Annotated in this window: 21 protein-coding genes; 14 read left to right on the forward strand and 7 right to left on the reverse strand. The window is 65.5% G+C overall.

All coding sequences use genetic code 11. The features are described 5' to 3' along the window. Positions 1–16 precede the first annotated feature (16 nt). Positions 17–871 carry a pyrroline-5-carboxylate reductase gene (gene proC, locus CSQ87_RS00880; protein ID WP_117434913.1) on the forward strand — a complete coding sequence of 285 codons (855 nt, stop codon included), beginning with the start codon at positions 17–19 and terminating at the stop codon, positions 869–871. Between the two features lie 171 nt (positions 872–1042). Here the strand turns inward: proC and CSQ87_RS00885 are convergent, their stop codons facing one another. After that, positions 1043–1702 carry an alpha/beta hydrolase gene (locus CSQ87_RS00885; RefSeq protein WP_100512210.1) on the reverse strand — a complete coding sequence of 220 codons (660 nt, stop codon included), beginning with the start codon at positions 1700–1702 and terminating at the stop codon, positions 1043–1045. Positions 1703–1983: 281 nt separating this feature from the next. Between CSQ87_RS00885 and CSQ87_RS00890 the strand changes: the two genes are divergently transcribed. The 7 genes from CSQ87_RS00890 (at position 1984) to CSQ87_RS00920 (ending at position 9084) form a co-directional block, all read left to right on the forward strand. Further along, positions 1984–3282, forward strand: a complete 1299-nt coding sequence (locus tag CSQ87_RS00890) for an O-acetylhomoserine aminocarboxypropyltransferase/cysteine synthase family protein (RefSeq protein WP_100511972.1) — start codon at positions 1984–1986, stop codon at positions 3280–3282. Positions 3283–3697: 415 nt separating this feature from the next. Further along, the gene (locus CSQ87_RS00895) at positions 3698–4537 is read left to right on the forward strand and encodes a transporter substrate-binding domain-containing protein (RefSeq protein WP_100511974.1); all 840 of its coding nucleotides are present in this window, start codon (positions 3698–3700) and stop codon (positions 4535–4537) included. Positions 4538–4662: 125 nt separating this feature from the next. Then, positions 4663–5352: an amino acid ABC transporter permease gene (locus tag CSQ87_RS00900; RefSeq protein ID WP_100511975.1), complete on the forward strand. Its 690-nt coding sequence runs from the start codon at positions 4663–4665 to the stop codon at positions 5350–5352. Continuing rightward, the gene (locus tag CSQ87_RS00905) at positions 5352–6062 is read left to right on the forward strand and encodes an amino acid ABC transporter permease (protein ID WP_100511977.1); all 711 of its coding nucleotides are present in this window, start codon (positions 5352–5354) and stop codon (positions 6060–6062) included. The genes CSQ87_RS00900 and CSQ87_RS00905 overlap by 1 nt, the downstream gene beginning before the upstream one ends. Positions 6063–6133: 71 nt before the next feature. Then, positions 6134–6631 (forward strand): L-2-amino-thiazoline-4-carboxylic acid hydrolase, encoded by a 498-nt coding sequence (locus CSQ87_RS00910; RefSeq protein WP_100511978.1) that lies wholly within the window; start codon positions 6134–6136, stop codon positions 6629–6631. 114 nt (positions 6632–6745) lie between these two features. After that, positions 6746–7522 carry an amino acid ABC transporter ATP-binding protein gene (locus CSQ87_RS00915; RefSeq protein ID WP_100511979.1) on the forward strand — a complete coding sequence of 259 codons (777 nt, stop codon included), beginning with the start codon at positions 6746–6748 and terminating at the stop codon, positions 7520–7522. 332 nt (positions 7523–7854) lie between these two features. Continuing rightward, the gene (locus CSQ87_RS00920; RefSeq protein ID WP_100511981.1) at positions 7855–9084 is read left to right on the forward strand and encodes a trans-sulfuration enzyme family protein; all 1230 of its coding nucleotides are present in this window, start codon (positions 7855–7857) and stop codon (positions 9082–9084) included. On the opposite strand, the gene CSQ87_RS00925 is transcribed toward CSQ87_RS00920, so the two are convergent. Together CSQ87_RS00925 and murI are read right to left on the reverse strand one after the other, a co-directional pair. Beyond that, entirely contained in the window at positions 9074–9949 is an 876-nt protein-coding gene (locus CSQ87_RS00925; protein ID WP_100511983.1) for a patatin-like phospholipase family protein, read from the reverse strand. The genes CSQ87_RS00920 and CSQ87_RS00925 overlap by 11 nt on opposite strands. 23 nt (positions 9950–9972) lie before the next feature. After that, a complete protein-coding gene (gene murI / locus CSQ87_RS00930; protein WP_100511984.1) occupies positions 9973–10746 on the reverse strand; it encodes a glutamate racemase in 774 nt (257 codons plus the stop codon). 181 nt (positions 10747–10927) lie between these two features. Between murI and dapF the strand changes: the two genes are divergently transcribed. Next, on the forward strand, positions 10928–11851 hold the full coding sequence (dapF, locus tag CSQ87_RS00935) for a diaminopimelate epimerase (protein WP_100511986.1): 924 nt from the start codon (positions 10928–10930) through the stop codon (positions 11849–11851). 25 nt (positions 11852–11876) lie between these two features. On the opposite strand, the gene CSQ87_RS00940 is transcribed toward dapF, so the two are convergent. Continuing rightward, positions 11877–12536: a vitamin K epoxide reductase family protein gene (locus CSQ87_RS00940; protein WP_100511988.1), complete on the reverse strand. Its 660-nt coding sequence runs from the start codon at positions 12534–12536 to the stop codon at positions 11877–11879. 86 nt (positions 12537–12622) lie between these two features. Between CSQ87_RS00940 and CSQ87_RS00945 the strand changes: the two genes are divergently transcribed. Beyond that, entirely contained in the window at positions 12623–13513 is an 891-nt protein-coding gene (locus CSQ87_RS00945) for a PHP domain-containing protein (protein ID WP_100511989.1), read from the forward strand. 150 nt (positions 13514–13663) lie between these two features. Here CSQ87_RS00945 and CSQ87_RS00950 read toward each other — a convergent pair whose 3' ends face one another. Continuing rightward, the gene (locus CSQ87_RS00950) at positions 13664–13897 is read right to left on the reverse strand and encodes a DUF3107 domain-containing protein (RefSeq protein ID WP_100511990.1); all 234 of its coding nucleotides are present in this window, start codon (positions 13895–13897) and stop codon (positions 13664–13666) included. Between the two features lie 71 nt (positions 13898–13968). Continuing rightward, positions 13969–15606, reverse strand: coding sequence for a phosphotransferase (locus CSQ87_RS00955; RefSeq protein WP_100512211.1), 1638 nt, complete (start codon positions 15604–15606; stop codon positions 13969–13971). Positions 15607–15667: 61 nt separating this feature from the next. On the opposite strand from CSQ87_RS00955, the gene CSQ87_RS00960 reads away from it, so the two are divergent. After that, positions 15668–17233 (forward strand): ATP-dependent helicase, encoded by a 1566-nt coding sequence (locus CSQ87_RS00960; RefSeq protein WP_100511991.1) that lies wholly within the window; start codon positions 15668–15670, stop codon positions 17231–17233. A gap of 61 nt (positions 17234–17294) precedes the next feature. Here CSQ87_RS00960 and CSQ87_RS00965 read toward each other — a convergent pair whose 3' ends face one another. Beyond that, positions 17295–18827: a zinc-dependent metalloprotease gene (locus CSQ87_RS00965; protein ID WP_100511993.1), complete on the reverse strand. Its 1533-nt coding sequence runs from the start codon at positions 18825–18827 to the stop codon at positions 17295–17297. Between the two features lie 121 nt (positions 18828–18948). Between CSQ87_RS00965 and CSQ87_RS00970 the strand changes: the two genes are divergently transcribed. The 3 genes from CSQ87_RS00970 to CSQ87_RS00980 all read left to right on the forward strand — a co-directional run bounded on the left by CSQ87_RS00970 (position 18949) and on the right by CSQ87_RS00980 (position 23115). Further along, positions 18949–19860: a YlbL family protein gene (locus CSQ87_RS00970; RefSeq protein ID WP_423734763.1), complete on the forward strand. Its 912-nt coding sequence runs from the start codon at positions 18949–18951 to the stop codon at positions 19858–19860. Between the two features lie 89 nt (positions 19861–19949). Continuing rightward, complete coding sequence (locus CSQ87_RS00975) at positions 19950–20372, forward strand: DUF3052 domain-containing protein (RefSeq protein ID WP_100511996.1); 423 nt, start codon at positions 19950–19952, stop codon at positions 20370–20372. 427 nt (positions 20373–20799) lie between these two features. Beyond that, a complete protein-coding gene (locus CSQ87_RS00980) occupies positions 20800–23115 on the forward strand; it encodes a carbon starvation CstA family protein (RefSeq protein WP_243388776.1) in 2316 nt (771 codons plus the stop codon). Positions 23116–23348 lie beyond the last annotated feature (233 nt).

The following is a 23348-nucleotide window of genomic DNA, read 5'->3' on the forward strand; positions in this document are numbered from 1 at the left end:
GACCATCATTCACCGCATGCGAACACGACGACCCGCATATCGGCGGCCGCAGGGGCCTTCGAGGAAAGGACGAACCATGGCAGGCAAGCACATCGGCGTTATCGGATTCGGCAACATGGGAGGCGCGATCATCTCAGGCGCCATCGAACACGGCGTGGTGGCACCGGCCGACGTGACCATCTACGATCCCAACGCCTCCGCCATCGAGCGGGTGAAGGCGCTGGGCGCCAACCCCGCGGCCGACGAGCGCGAGGTGATCGAGGCCAGCGACGTGGTGCTGCTGGCCGTCAAGCCCCAGATGTTCGCCGCCGCAGCCGCCAAGTGCGGATCCTTCGACGGCAAGGCGATCCTGTCGATCATGGCCGGCGTGACGGCCGACCGCATCCGCGAAACCGTGGAGGGCAGCCCCCGCGTGATGCGGCTCATGCCCAACACCCCCGCGCTGGTCGGCGCCGGCGCCTTCGCCCTGGACGCCGACAGCGACTTCACCGACGAGGAGAAAACCTTCGCCAAGGAGCTGTTCGAATCGCTCGGCATCGTGGAATTCGTGCCCGAGCACCTGCTCGACGCGGTGACCGGACTGTCCGGCTCGGCCCCCGCCTTCGTGGCCGTGTTCATCGAGGCGCTCGCCGACGGCGGTCTGCTCGAGGGCCTGCCGCGCGCCACCGCCTACCGTCTGGCCGCACAGACCTGCCTCGGCGAGGCCAAGCTGATCCTCGACAAGGGCATGACCCCGGCCGCGGCCAAGGACATGGTCACCTCGCCGGCCGGCACCACGATCGCCGGATACTCGGTGCTCGAGGAGGCCGGGTTCCGCGGCACGGTGATGAAGGCCGTCTCCGCCGCGGCCCAGCGCTCGCGCGAACTGTAGGATTTCGGTTGCATCGTTCGACCACCCTCAGTCCGCCTTGCGGCGTCCAGCTCCCGCCGGCGGGAGCACAGGTGTTTCGCCTTGCCGGCGGGAGCATGCGTATTTCCCGCCCCCGCTGGCGGGGGCTGTCGAGCGGCAGCGAGACTGGGGGTGGTCAGGCGGGGCGTACGCCTAGAAGAACTGGGGTCGCACCGCGCCGATGCCCTGCAGGAAGGCGGCCACGTCGCGCATCTCCGGCATGTTGATGCTGTGCGCCATGCCGGGATAGGTCTTCTCCGTCAGCGTGCCGTGCGTGCGCCAGAAATCGGCCATTGCCGCGGTTTCGAAGGCAGGGAAGATCGTATCCGCCTCGCCGTGCCCGTAGAAGATCGGCGGCCTCACCTCAAGCAGTTCGGCGTCCCCGGCGACGGGGCCGGGCGCCAGCCAGCCGGAGAAGGCCACCGCCGCCATGTACCGCTTCGGGTTCACGCGCAGCAGGTGACCGGCCAGCAGGCCGCCCTGCGAGAAGCCCATGACCACGATCCTCCGGTCCGCGGCGATGTTGTCGCGCACCCAGCGTTCCACCGCCTTGGCCGCCGCCAGTGCCTGCCGGTCCAGCGAGGCGCCCTCCGGCACACCCTCATGGCTCCAGTCGCCGAACCAGGTGTATCCCGGGCCGTAGGGGATGGGCGCCCTGAGTGAGGCGTAGTCCGATCCCGGCGCGCACAGGCGCATCAGATCGGGCAGATCATATTCGTTGGACCCCCACCCGTGCAGCAGCAGAAACACCGGGGTCTGCGCATTGGCGTGAATCGACGTCAGCGCCTTGCCGATCCGTAGTTCGTCATCCATATCGGCTCCCTTCTTGCCATGATCCATGCCGGCTCGTCGCCGGCATCCCATGGATTCCGTTGTAGGGGATCGCACCGACTTCCCGGTGTCGGCCCGCCTATGCCGCCGTACGCCTGATAGCCCGTTCCAAATAACGTCGATAACGCCGACGTCGCCGATCACCGTCTTTTCCGGTAGGTTGAGGGGCATCGGACGGCAATACGGTAACGGGGCCGACGCCTCCGGCCGTGCCGCGACGGGCCGGCGATCCACGTCATGACAGGGAAAGGACGACCGCATCCATGACCACCTTCGACACCAACGCCGTGCATGGCGGCTACGACCGTGCCGCCAATGCCAATGCGGCGAGCGTCCCCATCTACGCCACCGCGGCGTTCGACATGGAATCGGCCGTGCGCGGCGACCGTCTGGCCGCCGGCGAGGAGTTCGGATTCTCCTATTCCCGTGTGACCAACCCCACCGTCGATGCCCTGGAGCGGCGGCTGGCGACGCTCGAGGGCGGCGAGGCCGCGGTCGCGACGGCCTCCGGCATGGCGGCGGTGTCGTTCGCACTGCTGGCGGCGGCCGAAGGCGGTGGCAGGATCATCGCGCCCATCGACGTCTACGGCGCCACCGTCGACGCTCTGGCCACGTTCTTCCCGCAGTTCGGCGTCCACGCCGACTTCGTGGACGACATCAACGATCTTGACGAGGTCGAGGCGGCGATCCGCCCCGAAACCAAGGTGATCTTCGCCGAATCGGTGGCGAACCCGTCCACGCGCGTCACCGATCTGCGGCCGCTGGCCGATCTGGCCCACCGGCATGGTCTGCCGCTGATCATCGACAACACCGTCCCCACGCCCTACCTGCTGCGGCCCATCGAATTCGGCGCGGACGTCGTCGTTCACTCCACCACCAAGGGCATCTGCGGGCACGGCAACGCGTTGGGCGGCATGGTCATCGACGCCGGACGCTTCGACTGGTCGGCCGGACGCCACCCGCAGTTCACGATGATCGAGCAGGTGATCAGCGACGAAAGGCGGGGCGTCCCGCAAAGCTTCGCCAGCCTGTTCGGCAATCTCGCGTTCATCCGGCGCGTGCGTACCAAATACGTGCGTACCTTCGGCGCCGTGCTCAGCCCCTTCAACGCCTACCAGCAGCTGGTCGGACTCGAGACCTTGCCGGTGCGCATGGAGCACGAGGTCGCCAGCGCCCTGAAGATCGCCCGATGGCTCGAAGGCAACCCGCATGTGGCCGAAGTGCGGTATTCGGGACTGCCCGGCTCCCCATGCCACGCGCTCGCCGAACGGTACTGTCCCAAGGGCGTGGGTACGATCCTCTCGTTCCGGCTCGACGGCACCGAAGAGCATCTGCGGCGTCTGCTCGATTCGACGACGGTGTTCACCTACCTGCCCAACATCGGCGACGCCCGGTCACTGATCGTCGATCCGGGCCGCATCACCCACCGCGAGGTGCCGGGGGAGTTCCGCCGGCGGGCGGGCATCACCGACCAGGACGTCCGTCTGTCGATCGGATTGGAGGATCCGGACGATCTGATCGCCGATCTCGGCCGGGCGTTCGCCGCCGCCTACGGCGACTGACGCGGCCGGCCGATCCGACGGTCAACCTGACCTGCCGGCTGCCTGTCCCACCGGCCGACATGCTCACCGCGGGTCCCCATACGGTCCGGATTCGGGCGGGGTCGGCGTCGAAAACCGGTCGGTCATCCCGATAATTGGAACGTTTCGCGACGATATCTACTATCGATTCGATTGATACGGGGTTTGAGATCCTTGGAATTTCAGGCCCCACATCGCGTGTTATAGCCACCTATAAGCAAAGCTGATGGCCGATGGGGCAAGTTCGCTAGATAAGGGTTGTACGCTGACATCCAGTTGCTGAAACGCAATGAAACACACACGAACGAACATCGGTCCGGCGCAAATCCCAAACGACATGCGGTATGTCGGCCGGAGACCGGTTCGACCTTCAAGGAACACAAAGAGGGGAAATACCATGGGCAAGAAGCTGAAGGCAGTGATCGCCGCCGTCGCCGCACTGGTGACCGTCGGATCGCTGGCGGCCTGCGGCTCGTCGAGCAGCTCGGAATCCGACAGCGGCGTCAAGACCGTCAAGATCGCACTGGAGACCCAGGATCCGCCGTACTCCTACGCCGACAAGGACGGCAAGCCCGCCGGCTTCGACCTCGACGTGCTCAAGTCGCTCGACGAGAAGCTCACCGACTACAAGTTCGAGTACGAGCTGGTCGACTACCAGACCGCTCTGGTCGGCACCAAGCAGGGCAAGTACGATGCGGTGGTCGGCGCGTTCTTCAAGACCGACGCCCGCGCCAAGGACTACCTGCTGTCCAAGCCGTACGACTACTTCTTCATGAACCTGATCGTGCCCGAAGGCAGCAAGATCAACAAGCTCGAGGACCTCAACGGCAAGACCCTCGACCCGATCGTGCCGACCGACGGCCGCTACGTCGCCATCCAGGACTGGCTCAAGCGTCACCCCGACGTCAAGATCGAGGTCCCGACCGTGACCAACCAGGAGACCTTCAAGGATATGTTCGACGCCGTGCACGCCGGCTCCTATGACGCCGTCTACCTGTCCAAGGCCCAGTACGAAGGTGTGGCCGACACCCTCGGCTACAAGATGAAGGTGACCGACCCGGTCGACGCCGCCGGCATCCGCATCCTGTACAACAAGAAGCAGACCGACCTGCAGAAGGCCGTGGACGAGCAGATCAGCGCCCAGATCAAGGACGGCAGCCTCGCCAAGCTCACGCAGAAGCACTTCGGTCAGGACGACTTCACCGAGGCCAAGAAGCTCGGTGTGACCATCGAGTAGTCGTCGCCATCGCGATGACGCCACACAAGGGGAAGCGGCCGGCACTGTCGAGCCGCTTCCCCTTGTGTGGGTCGGGCCCGAATGCGGGTCAGGCGTAATCCCACAGACAATCAGAAGGAGAGGCCATGCCCTCGGATCTCATGCAGACCGTGGTACCGGGTCTGATCGAGCATATTCCGATCACGCTGGTGTACTGGTTCGTGCCATCGGTGCTGTCGCTGCTGTTCGGCACCCTGCTGTGCATCGTCAGGGTCGGACGGCACAACGTGCTCTATTGGATCTGCACCATATACATCTCGTTCTTCCGCGGCACCCCGGGCATCGTGCAGATCTATCTGGTGTTCTTCGGCCTGCCCAAGCTGTTCTGGATCTTCGGCATCGACATCAACGACTGGTCGGCCGGCATCTACTTCATCATCGCCACGACGATGAACCTCTCGTGCTTCATGTGCGAGACGCTGCGCGGCGGCTACGTCGGCGTGGACAAGGGACAGATCGAGACCGGACTGAGCATCGGCTTCAGCCGCACGCAGAACTTCTTCCGCGTGATCGTGCCGCAGACGCTCAAGGTGGCGATCCTGAACCTGAAGAACCTCGAGATCGACGTGCTCAAGGACACCTCGGTGGCGTTCACCATCGGCGCCGTCGAAATGCTCGGCTACGCCAAGGGCGTGATCGCGGCGAGCTACGGCTCCGGCCAGCTGTGGATCCTGGGCGCCGCGGCCGTGATCTACTTCGTGATGTGCACGGTCCTCGAGATCGTGTTCACCCTGATCTCGCATCGCATGGAACGCTATGAACGGAGGGTCGCCTGATGGAACTCGACTACGACTTCATGATCAGTGACTTCCCGACCGTGCTGGCCGGCCTGCCCAAGACGCTGGTGCTGACGTTCTGGTCCATGCTCTGGGCGTTGATCATCGCCATCGTGTTCGGCTCGGTGATCCTTTCGCGCGTGCCGGTGGCCAAGCAGATCGTGGTGGCGCTCAACACGTTCATCAAGGGCGTGCCGCTCACCGTGCAGCTGCTGTTCTGCTACTACGCCGTGCCGTTCGTGTGCAAGTGGCTTGACTCGATCGGCGTCTACGACTTCAATCCCCGGCATATTCCGTACTTCCCGGCCGCCGTGGTGGCCATCGCCTGCAACTTCGGCGCGTACATCACCGACGTGGTGGTCTCCTCCGTCAAGGCGGTCGACCGCGGACAGACCGAAAGCGCGGCCGCCGTGGGCATGACCCCGCTGCAGACGGTGGTGCGCATCATCCTGCCGCAGGCCACGGTGATCTCCATCCCCAGCATGACCAACTACTTCATCTGGTTGCTCAAGGGCACGTCGCTGGCCTCGATCATCAACGTGGCCGAGATGCTCATCACCGCGCAGATCAGCGCGGCGGACGGCTACCAGTATCTGGAGGCGTACGTCGACGCGGCCATCATCTACTGGGCGGTGTGCGCGGCCATCGAATTCGGATGTGACAAGCTTTACAAGCGAGTCGGCTTCTTCATGCAGCCGTCAAGAGCATAATGGAATCCTGAACGGATAATTCACGTTCGGCGTCGAGATCCGGCGTCGCACCACAAGGAAAGAAGGCCACCATGGCATTCGAAAACAATGTGCCCACCCTGCATGGCGAGATGGTAGATGCCGCGAGGGAGATCTCCGAGCGCCGCGCCGCGACGATCAGCCGCATGGTCGACGAGGCCGCCAAGCACGGACTGGATGACCAGTTCGCCTACGACGCGGTCGCCGACTACGGCGTGGACAACGCCAAGGAGTTCCGCAAGACGATGAAGGACCCTGACTCCTTCCAGGAGTTCATCGACGAGTTTGGCACCGACCACAACCGCGAGATCTACGAGATGGAGACGGTCACCAAGAACGACCACGAGCTGCGCATCGACTTCCACTACTGCCCGTACGTGACCCAGTGGGTCAAGCAGGGCAAGAACGAGAAGGAGATCGCCCGCCTGTGCGACATCGCCATGGCCGGCGACCACTCCTTCTCCGCGCAGTTCCCGCACGTGAAGTTCGACCTCGAAGGCACCATCGCCAAGGGCGACCGCACCTGCGTGCTGCGCTTCACCCGTAAGTAGTCCCGTTCCCGGGGCCGATTGACCACGGACGCCCCGGGCACTTCGACCATATGACAGCCCGATAGACCGGGCACGTTCACGAACACCGATTCAACACTGATTGGACACGACACGATGACAGAGCACACCGAATCACCCGACGAGCAGATCGTCGTCTCGCTGCGCGGGATCCGCAAATCCTTCGGCGGCAACGAGATCCTCAAGGGCATCGACCTTGACGTTACCAAAGGCGAGGTGCTGGCCATCCTCGGCTCCAGCGGATCGGGCAAGACCACGTTGCTGCGGTGCATCAACGCGCTCGAACGCCCCGACTCCGGATCGGTGCGCGTGGACGGCTCGTTCATCGACTACGGCGGCAAGGTGGCGAACCGCGACATCCTCGCGCTGCGACGCAAGACGGCCATGGTGTTCCAGAACTACAACCTGTTCAAGAACAAGACCGCCCTGCAGAACATTACCGAGGGCCTGACCGTGGTGCAGAAGAAGTCGAAGGCCGAGGCCGAGGCCACCGCCCGCGACGTGCTGGAGAAGGTCGGGCTCGCCGAGTACGCCGACCGGTATCCGGTGCAGCTCTCCGGCGGCCAGCAGCAGCGCGTCTCGATCGCCCGCGCCCTGGCCCTCGACCCGGACGTGATCCTCTTCGACGAGCCGACCTCGGCCCTCGATCCGGAACTGGTGAGCGACGTGAACGACACGATCACCGAGGTCGCCAAGACCGGCGTGACCATGATCATCGTCACCCATGAGATCCGGTTCGCCCGCAACGTGGCCTCCCGCGTGATCTTCGTGGACAAGGGCACGATCCTTGAGGAAGGGACCCCCGAGGAGGTCATCGACCATCCGAAGACCGAGCGAGTCCGCGAGTTCCTCAGCAAGATGGCCGTGAAGTAGCCGCGGACGGATCTCTCAGACGGATCTCTCAGACTGATTCCGGACTGATCCCAGACCATGCCCATGCACCCCGTCGTGCATGGGCATGCTGCATTTCGGCGTGTCGGCAATGGAGTCCCACACGGCGTCGGCGCACTTATAGCCCGTTATCAACCCCAAGCGGCGCACAGGGCGTCGAAGCCCCTGTAACGGCGTATAGATTTTAGCTATGCGGATCGGCTTGAAAGCCTGAAATCATTGCGGTTAGCCTAGCCTTACCAACGAACAAGAACAGCGCGGGAACCGTCATCGCCAACGATTCCGCCAAGGACGCAACGATCGGAGGAAGGCTCATGGCACGATTCAAGACCCAGCTGGTACACGGCGTCGAGATCGACGACAACAACACGGGAGCGGTGAACCCGCCGATCTACAATTCGTCCACGTACACCTTCGACTCCGTGGAGTCCGTGCCCCGTTGGGACTACGCCCGCAGCGGCAACCCGACCCGCGAGTTCCTCGAGCGGCAGATCGCCCAGCTGGAGCAGGGCTGTCGCGGCTTCGCCTTCGCCTCGGGGCTCGCCGCCATCCATGCGGTGCTCTCGATCTTCTCTCCCGGCGACCGCATCATCGTCGGCGACAACGTCTACGGCGGCACCTATTCGCAGATCAACGAGTTCTTCAACCGGTGGGGGCTTGAGTTCGACGCGGTCGACACCCGCGACCTCGACGCTGTCCAGGCCGCCTTCGACCGTGCCCGCGCCGAGGGATCGCCCGTACGCGCCGTGTACTTCGAGACGCTGACCAACCCGTTGCTCAAGGTCAACGACGTGGCCGCCCTGGCCCGCATCGCCCACGAGCACGACGCCATCGCCATCGTGGACAACACCTTCGTCACCCCGTACCTGCAGAAGCCGCTCACACTGGGCGTCGACATCGTGCTGCACTCCGCCACCAAGTATCTGGCCGGACACTCCGACGTGGTGGCCGGACTCGCCGTCGCCCGCACCGAGGAGCTGGCCAACCGCGTGTACTTCGCGCAGAACCGTCTTGGCGGCGTGCTGCCGCCGGCCGAATGCGACGCCGTGCGCCGCGGCATCCAGACCCTCGCCCTGCGCATGGACCGCCAGCAGAGCAACGCGCTGGCCATCGCCCAGTTCCTGGAGCGCCACCCGCTGGTCGCCAAGGTGCACTACCCGGGACTGGCCTCCAACGAGGACTACCATCTGGCGCTGCGTCAGCTGCGCGGATTCGGCGGCGTGCTCTCCTTCGAGGTGCGCAAAGGCGTGGATCCTGCGGACGTGCTCAACAACCTCCATGTGTTCCGGCTCGCCGTCAGCCTCGGCGCCGTGGAGAGTCTGGCCGAGTTCCCGGCCAGCATGACCCATTTCGAGGTGCCGCGCGAGGAGCGGCTCAAGCTCGGCATCACCGACGAGCTGATTCGACTGGCCGTGGGCATCGAGGACGTGTTCGACCTCACCGAGGATCTCAAGCAGGCGTTGGACATCGCCGAACGCGCCGCCGCCCGACGGGGCACGGCCGCCCGCGACACCGTGAAGGTCCGCGTGGCCGTCACGCGTTGAGGAATTCGGCCACCTTCGCCGCATCCGCATACCCCTGACGGTACATGCGGTTGAGGCCCTCATAGCTCTTGTGCAGCGTGGACAGGCCGTACAGTTCGGTCGGCGCCAGGATCAGCACCCTGCCCTCCCGCTCGTACTGCTTGGCCAGCTCCACCTCGTCGTTGTACAGCCGGTACCGGTTGAGCAGCATCTCGGCCGCCGCCGGGTATGTTCGGCGCAGGATCGCCGCCGGGCCGCGGTCCTTCTGCTGTTTGCGGACGGTGTCCTTCGGGCGGGTGAGCACCACCACGACCTTGTCGCAGCCGTCCTCGAAGGCCTTGCGCACGGGGATCGGGTCGGCGATGCCGCCGTCGAAGTACGGCACTCCGTCCACCACATACGGTTCGCAGGCCACCGGCACCGCGCTCGACGCCTTGCAGATGTCGTAGTCGTCCTGATGCATGCGGCTCTTGGGGAAGTAGTGCGGCTGGCCGGTTTCGGCGTTGGCCGCCACCACATAGAACTCCATGGGGTTCGCCTCGATGGCCGGATAGTCCAGCGGATCCTCGCCGTCATGGTTCGACAGCGTGCCGTAGACGTAGTCGAGGCCGACGAAGTTATGGCTCTTCAGGAAGTTGCTGGTGCTGGCGTACTGCCGGCGGAACGCGTACTTCGTGTAGAACCGGTAGCAGCGTCCCTTCTGGCGTGACAGCAGGCAGGTGAGGTTCGCGCTGCCGGCGGAGATGCCGATCGCATAGTCGAGATGGACGTCGTCCTCCATCAGGCGGTCGGTCACGCCGACCCCGTAGATTGCGCGGAATCCACCGCCCACGTCGATGATGCCGGTCTTCATTGCTGGTTCCCCCGTTTCGTTGGTCTCGTTCATTCCGTTCGTTCGCGTTCGTCCGTTCACTCGCCGAGCAGCTCATGGCTCAGGTCGAGCACGGCCTGGGAATCCTTGGAATTCGCCACGACCACCTCGCCGCGTCGCCCGTCTTCGGCGAGCTTGCCGAGCGACTCGAGCACCACGCTCAGATGCCGTACGGTGCCCTCGTTGCCGTCGAGGATCGCGCTGTGGGGGAACAGCTCGCGGAAGTAGTCGCGGTAGAACACGAAGTGCGTGCACCCGAGCACCACGCTGTCGGTGTGCTCCCGGTCGTAGCAGTCGAAGTAGCCGTGCAGGGTGCGCATCACCAGATCGCGGTCGGCGAGCCTGCCGGATTCCACGATGCCCACCAGATCCGGGCACGGCTGCTTGCGGATGTCATGCTGGGAGTCGAACCGGTCCATGAGCACCTCGAACTTGTGCTCCTTGAGCGTCAGCGGCGTGGCGGCCACCACGATATGCTGGCGCACCCCGTTGCCGCGGTCGCAGGCCACCTTGAGTGCCGGCTCCATGCCGATGATCGGGATGTCGTACCGGGCGCGCAGATCGTTGACCGCCGCGGCCGTGGCGGTGTTGCAGGCCACGACGATGGCCTTCACCCCCTGCTCGATGAATCGGTCGCAGATCGAGAAGCAGAATCCGCGGATCTCCTCCGGCGGACGCAGTCCGTAGGGGGCGTGCGCGCTGTCGCCGAAGTACAGCACGGTCTCCTGGGGCATGTCCTTTCTGATCTGCCGAACCACCGAAAGTCCGCCGAGCCCGGAATCGAACACTCCGATCGGTGCATGTGACGACATACCGCTCTCCTTCGTGAAGTCGTGTTCGCGTGGCGGATCCCTTCGCCGTGACGGCGGGATGATCCGCTACCTAAGGTAGTGTACCTTTCTTTCGCGCGTCAGCCCGCCCTCACGGCGGCGGATTTGCCGGGCGCGGAACATTCGGGGAGCGCAGGCGCGCATTCGGCTATCCTTGGGACGCATGAGTATTCCACAGCATGTAGTCAAGGGGCATGGCACGGGCAACGACTTCGTGATCTATGCCGATCCCGAGGGCATCTACGAGCCGACCGCGGACGAGGTGAGGTTCCTGTGCGACCGTCATTTCGGCGTGGGCGGCGACGGTCTGCTGCGTCTGGCGCATCCGGAGGACGTCGCCGATCTGGACGCCGAACGGGCGGAACGGCTGCGGGCCGCCGGTGCGGAGTGGATGATGGACTATCGCAACGCCGATGGTTCGCTGGCCGAGATGTGCGGCAACGGCACTCGCGCCACCGCGCTGTTCGCCCAGACGCTGGGCTATATGGAGGGTCCGGGCGGCGCTCCGCTCCGGCTCGGCACGAGGGCCGGCGTCAAGATCCTCACCTCGCTGGGTGAGGTGCCCGGTCTGGGAGGCAACGTGTTCCATATCGATATGGGGCCGTGGAAGGCCGGGGAGAGCCAGGCCTACGGGGTGACCATCCCCGATCATGAGGGGTCGGCACGCGGCACGTTCGTGGACATGGGCAACCCGCATGTGGTCGCGGTACTCGAGGACCGCACCGGCCGTTCGCTCGCCGATGACGCCACGCTGCCCGCAGTGGCCGATCTCGATCTGTCCCGCAAGCCGGTGGTGGATCCGGTGATCCCCACCGATCAGAACGTCGAGTTCGTGCGCGTCGACGCGATCGACGAGCACGCGGGCACGGGCGAGGCCTTCATGCGCGTGAACGAACGCGGCTGCGGCGAGACCCTGTCGTGCGGCACGGGACTGTGCGCCACGGCGGTCACGCTGCGGCAGCTCACCGGCATCGGCGAATGGACGATCACCGTGCGGGGCGGCACGCTCCGGGTCCGGGTGACCGACGACAACGTGGAGCTCACCGGAGACGCCTGCATCGTTGGCGAGGTGACCCTGCGGCGGTAGTCCCGCGCGCGGATGATCCCGCGCGTCAGAAGATCGCCGGACCGTCCTTGACGATGATGATCGCGATGAGTCCGGCGATCCACAGCACGTCGACCAGCAGGTCGGCACCCAGCCGGTAGTAGGTGTCCAGACCCCGTCGGGCCGCGCCGAAGCGGCCGTCAAGACGGGGAAGCCCCTGCGCGGTGACGGTCGCATGGCTCAGCGCCATGAACTGCAGGGTGGTGGAGAACATCAGTCCCAGACACCACAGGCACAGCGCGTTGATGACGAACACCGACTGGGTGAACAGCCAATAGGCGTAGGCGAGGGCCGCCAGACCGCCCAGCCAGGTGCACAGGGCGAACCATCGGGGCACGGCGATGCGGGCGAGGCCGAGCACCGCGATGGTGACGAACACGGATTCGGCGGCGATGCCGAAGAACGCGTTGGGGAAGCTCAGATCGCCGATGTGGATGATCTCCGCCTGCCATGACTGCGCCACGGTGGAGCAGGAGACCACCGCGTTGACGTCGCAGTCCAGCTTGCCGCCGGGATTGCGCGCCAGCAGCAGGGTTTCGGCCGAAAGACCGAGCGAGATGATCAGCGCGGCCGCCGAGCACACCAGCATCACCAGATACGTCCAGACGGCGCCGTGACGCCATCCGGAAGGCGTTCCCAGATACTCCTCGGCAGTCTCATCGATCATCGTCGGCCTCCCCCTATCCACAACGAACCATGACTGCGACGTTCCGGTTGGTTCGCGTCGCATCGCAATCAGCTTACGATAGTGATATGACTGATCACATTGACTCCACTGCGCAGGGCCATGCCGCGAAGGGCTGGGATCTGCACTGCCATTCCGCCTACTCCGACGGCACGGAAACCCCGGAGGGGCTGGTCCTCGAGGCCAAGCGTCTGGGACTGGCCGGCGTGGGTATCACCGATCATGACACCTGGGCCGGTTGGGACGAGGCCGTGACGGCCGCCGAACGATACGGCGTCCCGCTGGTGCGCGGCACCGAGATCACCGCCGATGTGGACGGCACCTGCGTGCACATGCTCGGCCTGCTGTACGATCCGACCGATCCGGTGCTGTGCGACCTGTTCGCCACCACGCGTGAGAACCGCGTCAAGCGCATGAAGAAGATGGTGGAGAACCTCTCCGCCGACTATCCGATCAGCTGGGACGACGTGGTCGGACAGGTGAAGGAGGGCGAGCAGACCACCATCGGCCGGCCGCACATCGCCGACGCCATGGTGGCCATGGGCTTCTTCGAGAACCGTTCCGAGGCGTTCAAGCACACGATCAACAAGAACAGCAAATACTATGTGCCGATCGTATCGCCCTCGGCGAAAACCGTGGTCAAGGCGGTCAAGCACGCCGGCGGCGTGGCGATCATCGCCCATCCGGCCGGTGCGACCCGCAACCGCAGCATCCTCACCGACGAGCAGATCGCCGACGTGGCCTCGGCCGGCCTCGACGGTCTGGAGGTGTTCCACCGGGAGAACTCCCCGGAGCAGCAGCGGCGACTGCTCGGGCTGGCGAAGGAGCTGAACCTGCTGACCACCGGAGGCTCCGACTGGCATGGGTCCGGCAAGCCGAACCTGATGGGGGAGAACACGACCGATCCCGACGTGGTCGCCGAGATCGAGGCCCGGGGGGCTATCGCCATCATCCGGTGATTTCGGCGCCCGGTGGTTTCGGCGTCTGGTGGTTTCGCCGTCGGATCGCGATAGACGAAGGGCGGGGATGATCGCAGCTGAGGCAGAGACATCAGCTGCGATCATCCCCGCCCTGTCGTTCGTGAGCGGTCGTTGGTGATCAGTGGGCGATCAGTTCTCGGCCAGATTGCCGAATCCCACCGGGTGCGAGGTCTCGGAGCCGACGATGGCATAGCCGATGGCGCTGCCGGGTACCACGATGCGACGGCCCTTGGTGTCGGTGAGGTCCACGACCGCGCCGTTCTTCACCGCCTCGGCGATGGCTCCGCTGACCTCGTCGGCGGACTTGTCGGTGGCGAAGGTCACCGGTCGGGCCACGTTCTGGATGCCGATCTCAACGTCCATGGTTGTTCCTCCTTGAATCGGTCTTGCCGTTGGCATTGCGTTTCGAATTCCAACGAGTCATTCTAGCGAGATCAGGACCGCTCGCCGTCACCGTCGGCGGGTTCTTCGCTCTGGGCGGCAATCGTCGGGGAGTCCGGGGTGCTATCGGCCGGGGCACCGTCGGTTGCGCCGCCGTCCACCAGCGACACATAGCCGGTGGGCCGTCCCTGCGCCCGTTCGATGCCCACGCCAGCCGTGGCGTCGTCGCCGGCGTCTCCGTCATCGTCGGCGGCTGGGGGAACCGGAACGGCGCCGGACGCCGTCCCGCCGCCGGTCGGGGTCGATTCGCCCTGCGTAGCCGAACCGGGCGCGGACGAACCGGGCGCCGCCGAATCGTCCGGCATGGCGGACGGCTTGCCGACGATCCGGCCGGCGGCACCGGTGATCACGCCGTCGTCGTCGAAATCCTCGGGGGACAGCGCCGGCAGACTGACGGTCGCGGTGTCGTCGCCGGAAATCCCCATGTTTTCCACTACCAGGGTCTTCGAATCGGCGTGGCTGATGGACGGTCCGTTCGCCGTGGACTGTCCGGCGGCGGCCGTGACCCGTTCTGTTACGGATCGTTCGGCCGTGGATCGCGAAGCCACGTTCGGCACGGCCATGTGGACGCTGGGGACGCCCGTCGGTCGCGTCCGCCCACCCGCGTCGGCCGCGGCCGGCCTTGGGCGCGCGGTTCGCTGGCCATCCTGCGACAGCAGGTTCTCCACGGTGATGGTCGAAGGATTGCCCGGCGTCCCCTTGGCCGAGGCCGGGGGAGAGGCCATCCGCGACGCGCGGACGGACAGCTGATGCGCCAGACGCTCCACATGCGCCTTGAACTCGATGATGCGGTCGTTGTCCGCGCGGTCGAGGGCCTTGATGAACTCGCCGACCTGCTCCATCTGCAGCCACAGACTGGCCCTGAGCATGATCAGATCATCCAGACGCGAACCGATGATCCGCGCGTAGGCGGAGAGCACGTTGTTGCGCCGCTTGGCGTCGAGACGATCGAAGATCCACGCCAGATCACGCGCCGGATCGTTCACCTGCATGTCGCCCCAGCGGTACATCGCGTTGAGTCCGGTGCTGGAGAACAGCATGTCGCCGTCGGAGAACCCGCCGTGCACGGGGCAGGTGCGGAACGACCACAGTCCCTCGGTCGTCACGATGCGCTCCCAGCTGTCGGTGATCTCCTGCGGCACGTGCCCGGCCTCCTTGAGACGGGCGATCCACGCCTCGAGCTGCTGCTTGATCTGCTCGGGCGCATACGAGGGATACCCCTCCTTGGCCATGAACCCGGGGCGGAGACGGTGGATCGCGCCGATGGCCGTGCCGACGGAGACGCACTGGCTCTCCGTGAGCTGATCGAGCGGCGTGGCGAACCCGTCGTTATGCACGGTGACCAGCACCGCGGTGTTGCCGGTGGGGCCCTTCTCGTATTCGCCGGGCTGGAACGCCGCGACGCGCTCCAGGGCGAACCCGAGACCGGCCGGCTCCTTGGCCCGCAGCAGGGCCGCGGAGGCGTCGGCGCGGGAGGCGAGCCGCTGACGACCCTTCGGCGTATCGGAGGCGCTGACGTCGAACTCGCGGCCGGTCGTGTCGGTGACCACCGCGGTGTCGATGCCGTACTGCGCGTCCGTGGGCGCGATCTGCTCCGAGCTCCTCGTGCCGGCCACGGTCAGATTCGGCATGGCCGCGCTCGCCAATGCCGCCAAGGTAAATACTGAACGTTCACTCACCCTATCCACTGTAATGCACGACACCGCGTCGGGCGGGGAGGAAACCTGCGACAATGGGCGTGTGACTACGAATACGAATCGGATTCTCGAAGGACTCGATGAGGCGCAGGCCGCCGCGGCGCGAGCCGTGTCGGGGCCAGTGCGCATCCTGGCGGGCGCGGGCGCAGGCAAGACGCGCACGATCACCCGCCGCATCGCCTACGCCTGCGCCACCGGGGCGTGGAATCCGTCGCAGAGCCTGGCCGTCACCTTCTCCGTCAAGGCGGCCGCGGAGATGCGCACCCGACTGGCGGACCTCGGCGTACCGCAGGTGAAGGCGGCCACATTCCACTCGGCCGCGCTCAGACAGCTGCGACGGGTGTGGCCGGATCTGAGCGAATCGTACTTTCCCTCCATCGTCGAGGACTCCCGGACCCTGATCGGCCGGGCCCTGACCCGGGTGACCGGCGGGGAGGAACCGGACGCCGCGACGGTGAGGGCCGTCGGCGCGGAGATCGACTGGACCAAGGTGAGCCTGATCGCCCCGGAGGACTACGCGCGCGTCTGCGCCGCCACGCACCGGCAGCCGCCGGCCGAGCTCGAGCCGGACGCCATGGCCGACGTGATCACGGCCTACGAACAGGAGAAGACCGGCCGGGGGAGGATCGACTTCAACGACATCCTGCTCATGACCTGCCACGTACTCGAACACTTCGACGAGGCGGCCGCCTCGATCCGCTCCCGGGTCCGCTGGCTCACCGTGGACGAATATCAGGACGTCTCGCCGCTGCAGCATCGGCTGATGACGCTGTGGCGCGGCGGCCGTGACGACGTGTGCGTGGTGGGGGACCCCGCCCAGACGATCTACTCGTTCGCCGGCGCCACGAGCTACTATCTGCTGAGCTTTCCGAACGAGTTCCACACGCTGAGCGCCGACATCGCGCTGGAGAACGACTACCGTTCCACGCCGCAGATCGTGCACTGCGCCAACCGCGTGCTGGCCGCGTCCCCGATGCGCGGCGACTATCTGCGGCTCAGATCCGCGCGCGAGGCGGGTCGGCGCATCGTGCGCACCTCATACGACACCGACGAGCAGGAGGCGCAGGGCGTGGCGCGCCGTATCGCCGCGCTGATCGCACAGGGCGAAAGCCCGAACGACATCGCGGTGCTCATGCGCATCAACGCACAGGCGCCCATCGTGCGCGCGGCGCTGGGACGGATGGGCATACGATCCCGGGTACGTCGCGACGTCGCGGGAGCCGAGGCCTCGCTGATCGACTCGTCCGCGGCGGCGGCCAAGGCGGCCGCGGAGGACCTGTCCGCCGCCAAGGCCGGCGAAGTGAGCCTCTCCACCATTCACGCGGCCAAGGGCCTGGAATGGAAGCACGTGTTCCTGATCGGGTGCTCGGAGGGCCTGCTCCCGTTCGGCATGTCCGGGGCCGGGACCGGCGTCGAGGAGACGCAGCGGCTGGAGGAGGAGCGGCGACTGTTCTACGTGGGCGTGACTCGCGGCGAGGACACGGTCACCATGTCGTTCGCCGCATCCAAGGACGGCGTGGGCGGCGGCATGATGAGAACCCCCAGCCGGTTCCTGCGATAGGCTCCCGCTGGGGGTTCTCATGGGGGTTCAGGCTTCCGCCGGGGATCCGACGGGGTCCGCCTTAGCGCTCGCCGGCAGGGCCGTCGTCGCCGTCGGCGGCTCCGCTGTTATCGTCTCCACTGCTATCGGCGGGGTTGTCGTCGTCGGTCTTGTTGCCGTCGCCGTTCGTCTCGTCGAGCAGCTTGCTCAGCTCGGCGTCCCAATCCACTTCGTCACCGGCGCCGGCGGTCTGCTGCTGCGAAGCCGTTGCCGTGTTCGCGCCGGTCTCGTCGCCCGGCTCCGCGGGCAGCGACGGCAGCAGATCGGGGTGGGACCACTTCGCGTCACGGGCCTCGGCGCCCTCGCCGCCGGTGATCGACTCCCACAGCTGGGCGGCCTCACGCAGACGCTTCGGACGCAGCCGCAGTCCCAGCAGCGATTCGAAGGTCCGCTCAGCCGGGCCTCCCACCGCACGCTCGCGGCGCATCATCTCGCGCAGCTGCTCGAGATGCGGGATATGGGCCATGCCGGCGCGCCACACCACGCAGTCCACCCAGCCGTCCACCAGAGCGAGCAGGTTCTCCAGACCGTGCAGCGCCTCCTGCTGTTCGGGGGTGTCGCCGATACCCACCTTGGTGAGGTTCACGGCCCCGGCGATCGACTCGGGATTCATCATCTCCGCCTCGCGCAGCTGCTCCTCCATCGCGTCCAGATCGATGGAGATGCCGCGGGCGTACTTGCCGATCAGCGCCTCGAACCGGGGCATCAGCCACGGGACCGCGGCGAACAGCCGGGCGTGCGCCACCTCGTGCAGGGCGAGGAACTCCGTCACCTCGCTGCGATCGAGCTCCAGCTGCGTGGCGTAGGCGTCGATGTTCTGCGGGATCAGGGCGCCGGCGGGGTTGTCCAGCAGCGCGATGCCCTGATCGAAGCTGCCGTGCACCTCGCTGGAGAGGTTGCCGGCCGCGTTGCCCAGCTGCATGGCGAACGACGTGTTGCCCAGCAGCCGCATCAGCGTGGCGGGATCCTTGAGGTCCTCGGGGATCGGAATCGGCACGGGGCCGGCGAACATGCCCGAGATCTCGCCGCCCAGCGCGCCGCCGAGCCGCTCGGAGAACACCGCGGCCAGCGCTTCGTTCATCGACTCCGCCACGGGGGAGGCGAACTTCGCCCACGCCGGCAGCGTCTTCTCCACCCACTGCGCGCGGGTGAGCACGTCGGCCTGCCCCCTGACCGGATCGAAATCGGTGACCGTGTCCAGCCACAGGTTCGCCTCAGAAAGGGCCTGACGGGCCGCCGCGCCGTCCTCGGCGCTCACGGTGGAGGCCGCCCCGTTCTCCCGCGTCTTGCTCAGGGCGATCGACTGGGCCATCTTCACGTTGATCGGCCCCTCCTGCACCGTGCGCTGTACGTCGCCCATCGTGTTGAGCCCGCCGGCGGTCAGGGCCTCGGCGAGGGAACGCACCTCGGAGGGCTTCGGCAGCCCGTCCACTCCCTGACTCATGATCTGCTCGCGGATCGACTCGGGCAGGGCGGAAAACTGCTTCCAAGCCATTTCCCCCTGAATCGGCCCGAAGGAGTCGATCAGCCACTGATGCAGTTCGTTGTCTTCCATAAGTTCACCCAATCCGGATCGAGCATGTGTTGTCGTCAAAATCTTACCGGCAATTGCGTGGCGATTCCGTCGCAAAACCGCGTAAGTCTTTCGCTTCCATAGTATGAAAGCTATGTCGAATATGCGTATGTCCAGCGGCGAGTTCGCCCAGAGCCCCACAACGCGCCCTTCGCCGTGGCGTCGGGTCGGGCGTGCGGTCGGACGGACGGTCGGTTATCTGCGTACGCTCGGCGTGCGCTACGCTCTGGGGGCGATCGGCGCCGCGCTGTGCGTGATCCTGCTGCTGCTACCCAGCGGATTCGTCACCGAGGGGCCCGGCCCTACCAGGGACGTGCTGGGCACCGTGGACGACGACGGGAGCAAAAGCATGATCGAGATCTCCGGTGCGAAGACGTACCGGGATTCCGGCAAGCTGCTGCTCACCACCGTGAACAGCTACGGCACACGCGAGCCTGCGATCAACGCCCAGGTGCTGTGGGCGTGGCTGAACCCCAAGGCCGGCGTACTGCCGCGCGAGGCCGTGATCCCGCCTGGCCAGACCACCGAATCGTATCTGGAGAAGACGAGGAAGCAGATGACCGGGGCGCAGGATTCCGCGGCCAGCCACGCCCTCGCCTATCTGGCGAAGCACGACGAGGGACAGGGCGACGTCTCCAAGGCCAAGGTGACCATGCACATCGACGACATCGGCGGCCCCTCCGCGGGACTCATGTACACGCTCGGCGTGATCGACCGGCTCACCCCGGTCGATGAAAGCGGCGGCAGGACGATCGCCGGCACGGGAACGATGGAGAAGGACGGGTCGGTCGGCGAGATCGGCGGCATCCGTCTGAAGATGATCGGCGCGAAGCGCGACGGGGCCACATGGTTCCTGGCCCCCGCCGGCAACTGCGACGAAGTGGTGGGCAACGTGCCCTCGGGACTGCGCGACGTGCGCGTGACGAACCTCGACGACGCCTACCGTGCGCTCAAGGCCATCGGCCAGGGCAAGGGGGATTCCTTGCCGCACTGCACGGTGAAGGTCACACGGTAACGGCTGCGACGGCTTCGTCGGGAGCCGCCAAGGTAAATTCATGGTTACGTCGCCCCGGAATTCCGCGCTTGTTGTTATGCTTATTTCCCGTGGTTGAAACTACGAGAAAAGAGGCCGACATTTTCGGTTTCCATTCCGGAGACATCATCCAGGAATGGCTTTGGGACGATGATGTGGATGACACCATCCGCGAGGGCATCGAGTCAGTCACCGGCGAGGATCTGGTGGACGAGGACTACGATTCCGCGGTGGACGGCGTGATTCTGTGGTGGCGTGACGGTGACGATGAAGACGCACTGTCCGACACGATCATGGATGCGGTGGACGTACTCAATGAGGGTGGCCCATTCTGGGTGCTGACCCCCAAGCCCGGTCGCAAGGGCGCCGCAAGCGCCAACACCGTGGAGAACGCCGCGAAGACGTCCGGCATGAATGCGGCGACCCCGCAGACGCTGAACGCCGACTGGAATGCGATCCGTCTGCGCGCATTCGGCAAGGGGCGCGAGCGCTAGACTCACGACCGGCATCCGGAGGCTCATAACCGGTAGCCTGACCGGCATGACCGACAAGGGCATAACACCCATAGCCGGCGAATGGCATGTATGGCCATTCACGGCATCGGTCCGATCCGGTCCGGAACCATGCGGTCCGATCCGTTCGGAACATCGATCATGGCCCACACGTCACTGCGGCGTGTGGGCCATGTGCTATCCGCCGTTGCAATGATTCGAGGACCGATTTTCCTTGCCGAAGGAATTAACGGTCGTGGGAACGCTGGATTTACCGGCCCGTTTGGGGATATGTTCGGAAGCAGAAATGCAACGTCGCATTTCTGTTAGGAGAAGAGTCATGGCTGTAGTGACCCATGGGGAAATTCCGAAGTATACCCCGGAAGAAGAATCTCGGATCATACGCAATTCCAAGGGCGTTCCCGTTGGCGTGAAGCCCGATACCAAATGGACCCCGAAACGCATCGTCATCTGGGGCCTGGTCACCCTGCTCGGCGTGATCGGATGGACGATGATCGCCATCGTGCGCGGCGAGGAAGTGAACACCATCTGGTTCGTCATCACCGCCGTGTGCACGTACGCGATCGCCTACCGCTTCTACGCGCTGTACATCCAGAACAAGATCATGCGGCCCGATGACCTCAACGCCACCCCGGCCGAGCGCATCAACAACGGCAAGGACTTCGATCCGACCAACCGCGTGGTGCTCTACGGCCACCACTTCGCCGCCATCGCCGGCGCCGGCCCGCTGGTCGGCCCGATCCTCGCTGCCCAGATGGGCTACCTGCCCGGCACGATCTGGATCATCGTCGGCGTGTGCCTCGCCGGCGCCGTGCAGGACATGCTCGTCCTGTTCTTCTCGATGCGCCGCGGCGGCCGCTCCCTCGGCCAGATGGCCAAGGACGAGATCGGTCATATCGGCGGCTCCGTCGCCACGATCATCGTGTTCGTCATGCTGATGATCGTGCTCGCCGTGCTTGCCATGATCTGCGTCAACGCGCTCGCCGCCTCCCCATGGGGCGTGTTCTCCGTGGGCTGCACGATTCCGATCGCCATCTGCATGGGCCTGTGGCTGCGCTTCGTTCAGCCCGGCAAGATCACCGAGGTGTCCATCGTCGGCTTCGCGGTGCTGATCGGCGTGATCATCGCCGGACGCTGGGTCTCCGAATCCTCCTTCGGCCAGTTCCTGCACCTGAGCCCGACCGCACTGGTGATCTGCATGGTGATCTACGGCTTCTTCGCCGCCATCCTGCCGGTGTGGCTGCTGCTCACCCCGCGTGACTACCTGTCCACCTTCATGAAGGTCGGCACGATCTGCATCCTCGCCCTCGGCATCATCATCGTCCGCCCGATCGTCGAGATGCCCGCCGTCACCGCCTTCGCCAGCAACACCGACGGTCCGGTGTTCGCCGGCGCCATCTTCCCGTTCCTGTTCATCACCATCGCCTGCGGCGCCCTGTCCGGTATGCACGCCATGGTCTCCTCCGGAACCAGCCCGAAGATGATCCAGAAGGAAAGCCAGGCCCGCATGATCGGCTACGCCGGCATGCTGATGGAGTCGTTCGTGGCCGTGATGGCCATCGTGGCTGCCATCTCCCTCAATCAGGGCATCTACTTCGGCATGAACACCTCCGAGGCCACCGCCGCCAAGCTGGCCGGCACCTCGATCACGCAGACCACCGAGTCCAAGGAGGACATCATGGCCAAGGCCGTGACCAACCTCGGCGTGACCGACGTGCACGGCAACAAGATCCAGGCCCGCTGGGACTCCTGGGATGCCAACGGCAACGACAAGGTGTACACCGACGGCGACGCCTACCGTCAGCTGGCCGCCGACGTCGGCGAGCCTTCGGTGGTCTCCCGAACCGGTGGCGCGCCTACGCTGGCCGTGGGCATGGCTCACATCCTGCACCAGATAGGCGGCGGACGGACCATGATGGGATTCTGGTATCACTTCGCCATCATGTTCGAGGCATTGTTCATCCTCTCCGCGGTCGATGCGGTGACCCGAGTCGCCCGATTCCAGCTGTCCGACGCGTTGGGCAACATCTGGCCCAAGTTCCGTGATCCGAGCTGGCGCGTGGGCGCCTGGCTGTGCACCGGCATCGTCGTCGCGGCATGGGGTTCGCTGCTGCTCATGGGCGTCACCGATCCTCGAGGCGGCATCCAGACGCTATACCCGCTATTCGGTATAGCCAACCAGCTGATCGCCGCCGTGGCGTTGCTGGTGGTCACCGTGATGGTGGTGCGCAAGGGCTATGTGAAGTACATGTGGATTCCGGTGATCCCGCTGGTCTTCGATACGGCCGTCACCTTCGTGGCGAGCTGGCAGAAGATCTTCTCCACCGATTCCGCGCTGGGCTACTGGCAGCAGTGGCGTGACGCCAACGCCAAGCTGGCCACGCTCACCGACCCCGCCGAGATCGCCATCGAGAAGGCCATCGTGCGCAACACCTTCATTCAGGGAACGCTGTCGATCGTGTTCCTGGTCACCGTGGCGTTCGTGATGGTGTGCGGCATCATCCGCATCGTCAAGACCATCCAGACCAAGGACTACGACCACACCAGCGAGGATCCGCGCGTGGAATCCAACTTCTTCGCGCCGACCACGATGATCCCCTCCAAGCTCGATTCCAAGCTGGTCAAGGAGTACGCCATCGTGGGAGACCCCGAGCTCATCCCCGGCCTCAAGAAGGAGGAGCGCGTGGAGCTCGAGCACGAGAAGGAGCAGGCCGCGGTCCACTGACTCACAGTGCGCTGAGTCACCGTGCACTAAGTCACAGTGCACTGAGTCGCGGCGATCGGATGGCGATCCGATGATTGCCGATCGGCAGGGGATTTCCGGCCGGTGATCGTGCGAACGATCGGCACCGGGCCGGCGGGGGAGGCATCCTCCGTCAGCCCGGTGCCTTCGTCGTGCGGACTCGAAGCCTCGTGGAGTCGCATAAGTCGCGTAATCGTATGGGCATGGGCTTGGTC

It is taken from the genome of Bifidobacterium simiarum, from assembly GCF_002802905.1.
GTDB classification, from domain to species: domain Bacteria; phylum Actinomycetota; class Actinomycetes; order Actinomycetales; family Bifidobacteriaceae; genus Galliscardovia; species Galliscardovia simiarum.

Excerpts from the sequence above, each read along its gene's own strand:
- proC (WP_117434913.1), top strand. The coding sequence starts at position 17 with ATGCGAACACGACGACCCGCATATCGGCGGCCGCAGGGGCCTTCGAGG.
- CSQ87_RS00885 (WP_100512210.1), bottom strand. The coding sequence starts at position 1,702 with ATGGATGACGAACTACGGATCGGCAAGGCGCTGACGTCGATTCACGCC.
- CSQ87_RS00890 (WP_100511972.1), top strand. The coding sequence starts at position 1,984 with ATGACCACCTTCGACACCAACGCCGTGCATGGCGGCTACGACCGTGCC.
- CSQ87_RS00895 (WP_100511974.1), top strand. The coding sequence starts at position 3,698 with ATGGGCAAGAAGCTGAAGGCAGTGATCGCCGCCGTCGCCGCACTGGTG.
- CSQ87_RS00900 (WP_100511975.1), top strand. The coding sequence starts at position 4,663 with ATGCCCTCGGATCTCATGCAGACCGTGGTACCGGGTCTGATCGAGCAT.
- CSQ87_RS00905 (WP_100511977.1), top strand. The coding sequence starts at position 5,352 with ATGGAACTCGACTACGACTTCATGATCAGTGACTTCCCGACCGTGCTG.
- CSQ87_RS00910 (WP_100511978.1), top strand. The coding sequence starts at position 6,134 with ATGGCATTCGAAAACAATGTGCCCACCCTGCATGGCGAGATGGTAGAT.
- CSQ87_RS00915 (WP_100511979.1), top strand. The coding sequence starts at position 6,746 with ATGACAGAGCACACCGAATCACCCGACGAGCAGATCGTCGTCTCGCTG.
- CSQ87_RS00920 (WP_100511981.1), top strand. The coding sequence starts at position 7,855 with ATGGCACGATTCAAGACCCAGCTGGTACACGGCGTCGAGATCGACGAC.
- CSQ87_RS00925 (WP_100511983.1), bottom strand. The coding sequence starts at position 9,949 with ATGAACGAGACCAACGAAACGGGGGAACCAGCAATGAAGACCGGCATC.
- murI (WP_100511984.1), bottom strand. The coding sequence starts at position 10,746 with ATGTCGTCACATGCACCGATCGGAGTGTTCGATTCCGGGCTCGGCGGA.
- dapF (WP_100511986.1), top strand. The coding sequence starts at position 10,928 with ATGAGTATTCCACAGCATGTAGTCAAGGGGCATGGCACGGGCAACGAC.
- CSQ87_RS00940 (WP_100511988.1), bottom strand. The coding sequence starts at position 12,536 with ATGATCGATGAGACTGCCGAGGAGTATCTGGGAACGCCTTCCGGATGG.
- CSQ87_RS00945 (WP_100511989.1), top strand. The coding sequence starts at position 12,623 with ATGACTGATCACATTGACTCCACTGCGCAGGGCCATGCCGCGAAGGGC.
- CSQ87_RS00950 (WP_100511990.1), bottom strand. The coding sequence starts at position 13,897 with ATGGACGTTGAGATCGGCATCCAGAACGTGGCCCGACCGGTGACCTTC.
- CSQ87_RS00955 (WP_100512211.1), bottom strand. The coding sequence starts at position 15,606 with ATGCCGAATCTGACCGTGGCCGGCACGAGGAGCTCGGAGCAGATCGCG.
- CSQ87_RS00960 (WP_100511991.1), top strand. The coding sequence starts at position 15,668 with ATGCACGACACCGCGTCGGGCGGGGAGGAAACCTGCGACAATGGGCGT.
- CSQ87_RS00965 (WP_100511993.1), bottom strand. The coding sequence starts at position 18,827 with ATGGAAGACAACGAACTGCATCAGTGGCTGATCGACTCCTTCGGGCCG.
- CSQ87_RS00970 (WP_423734763.1), top strand. The coding sequence starts at position 18,949 with ATGCGTATGTCCAGCGGCGAGTTCGCCCAGAGCCCCACAACGCGCCCT.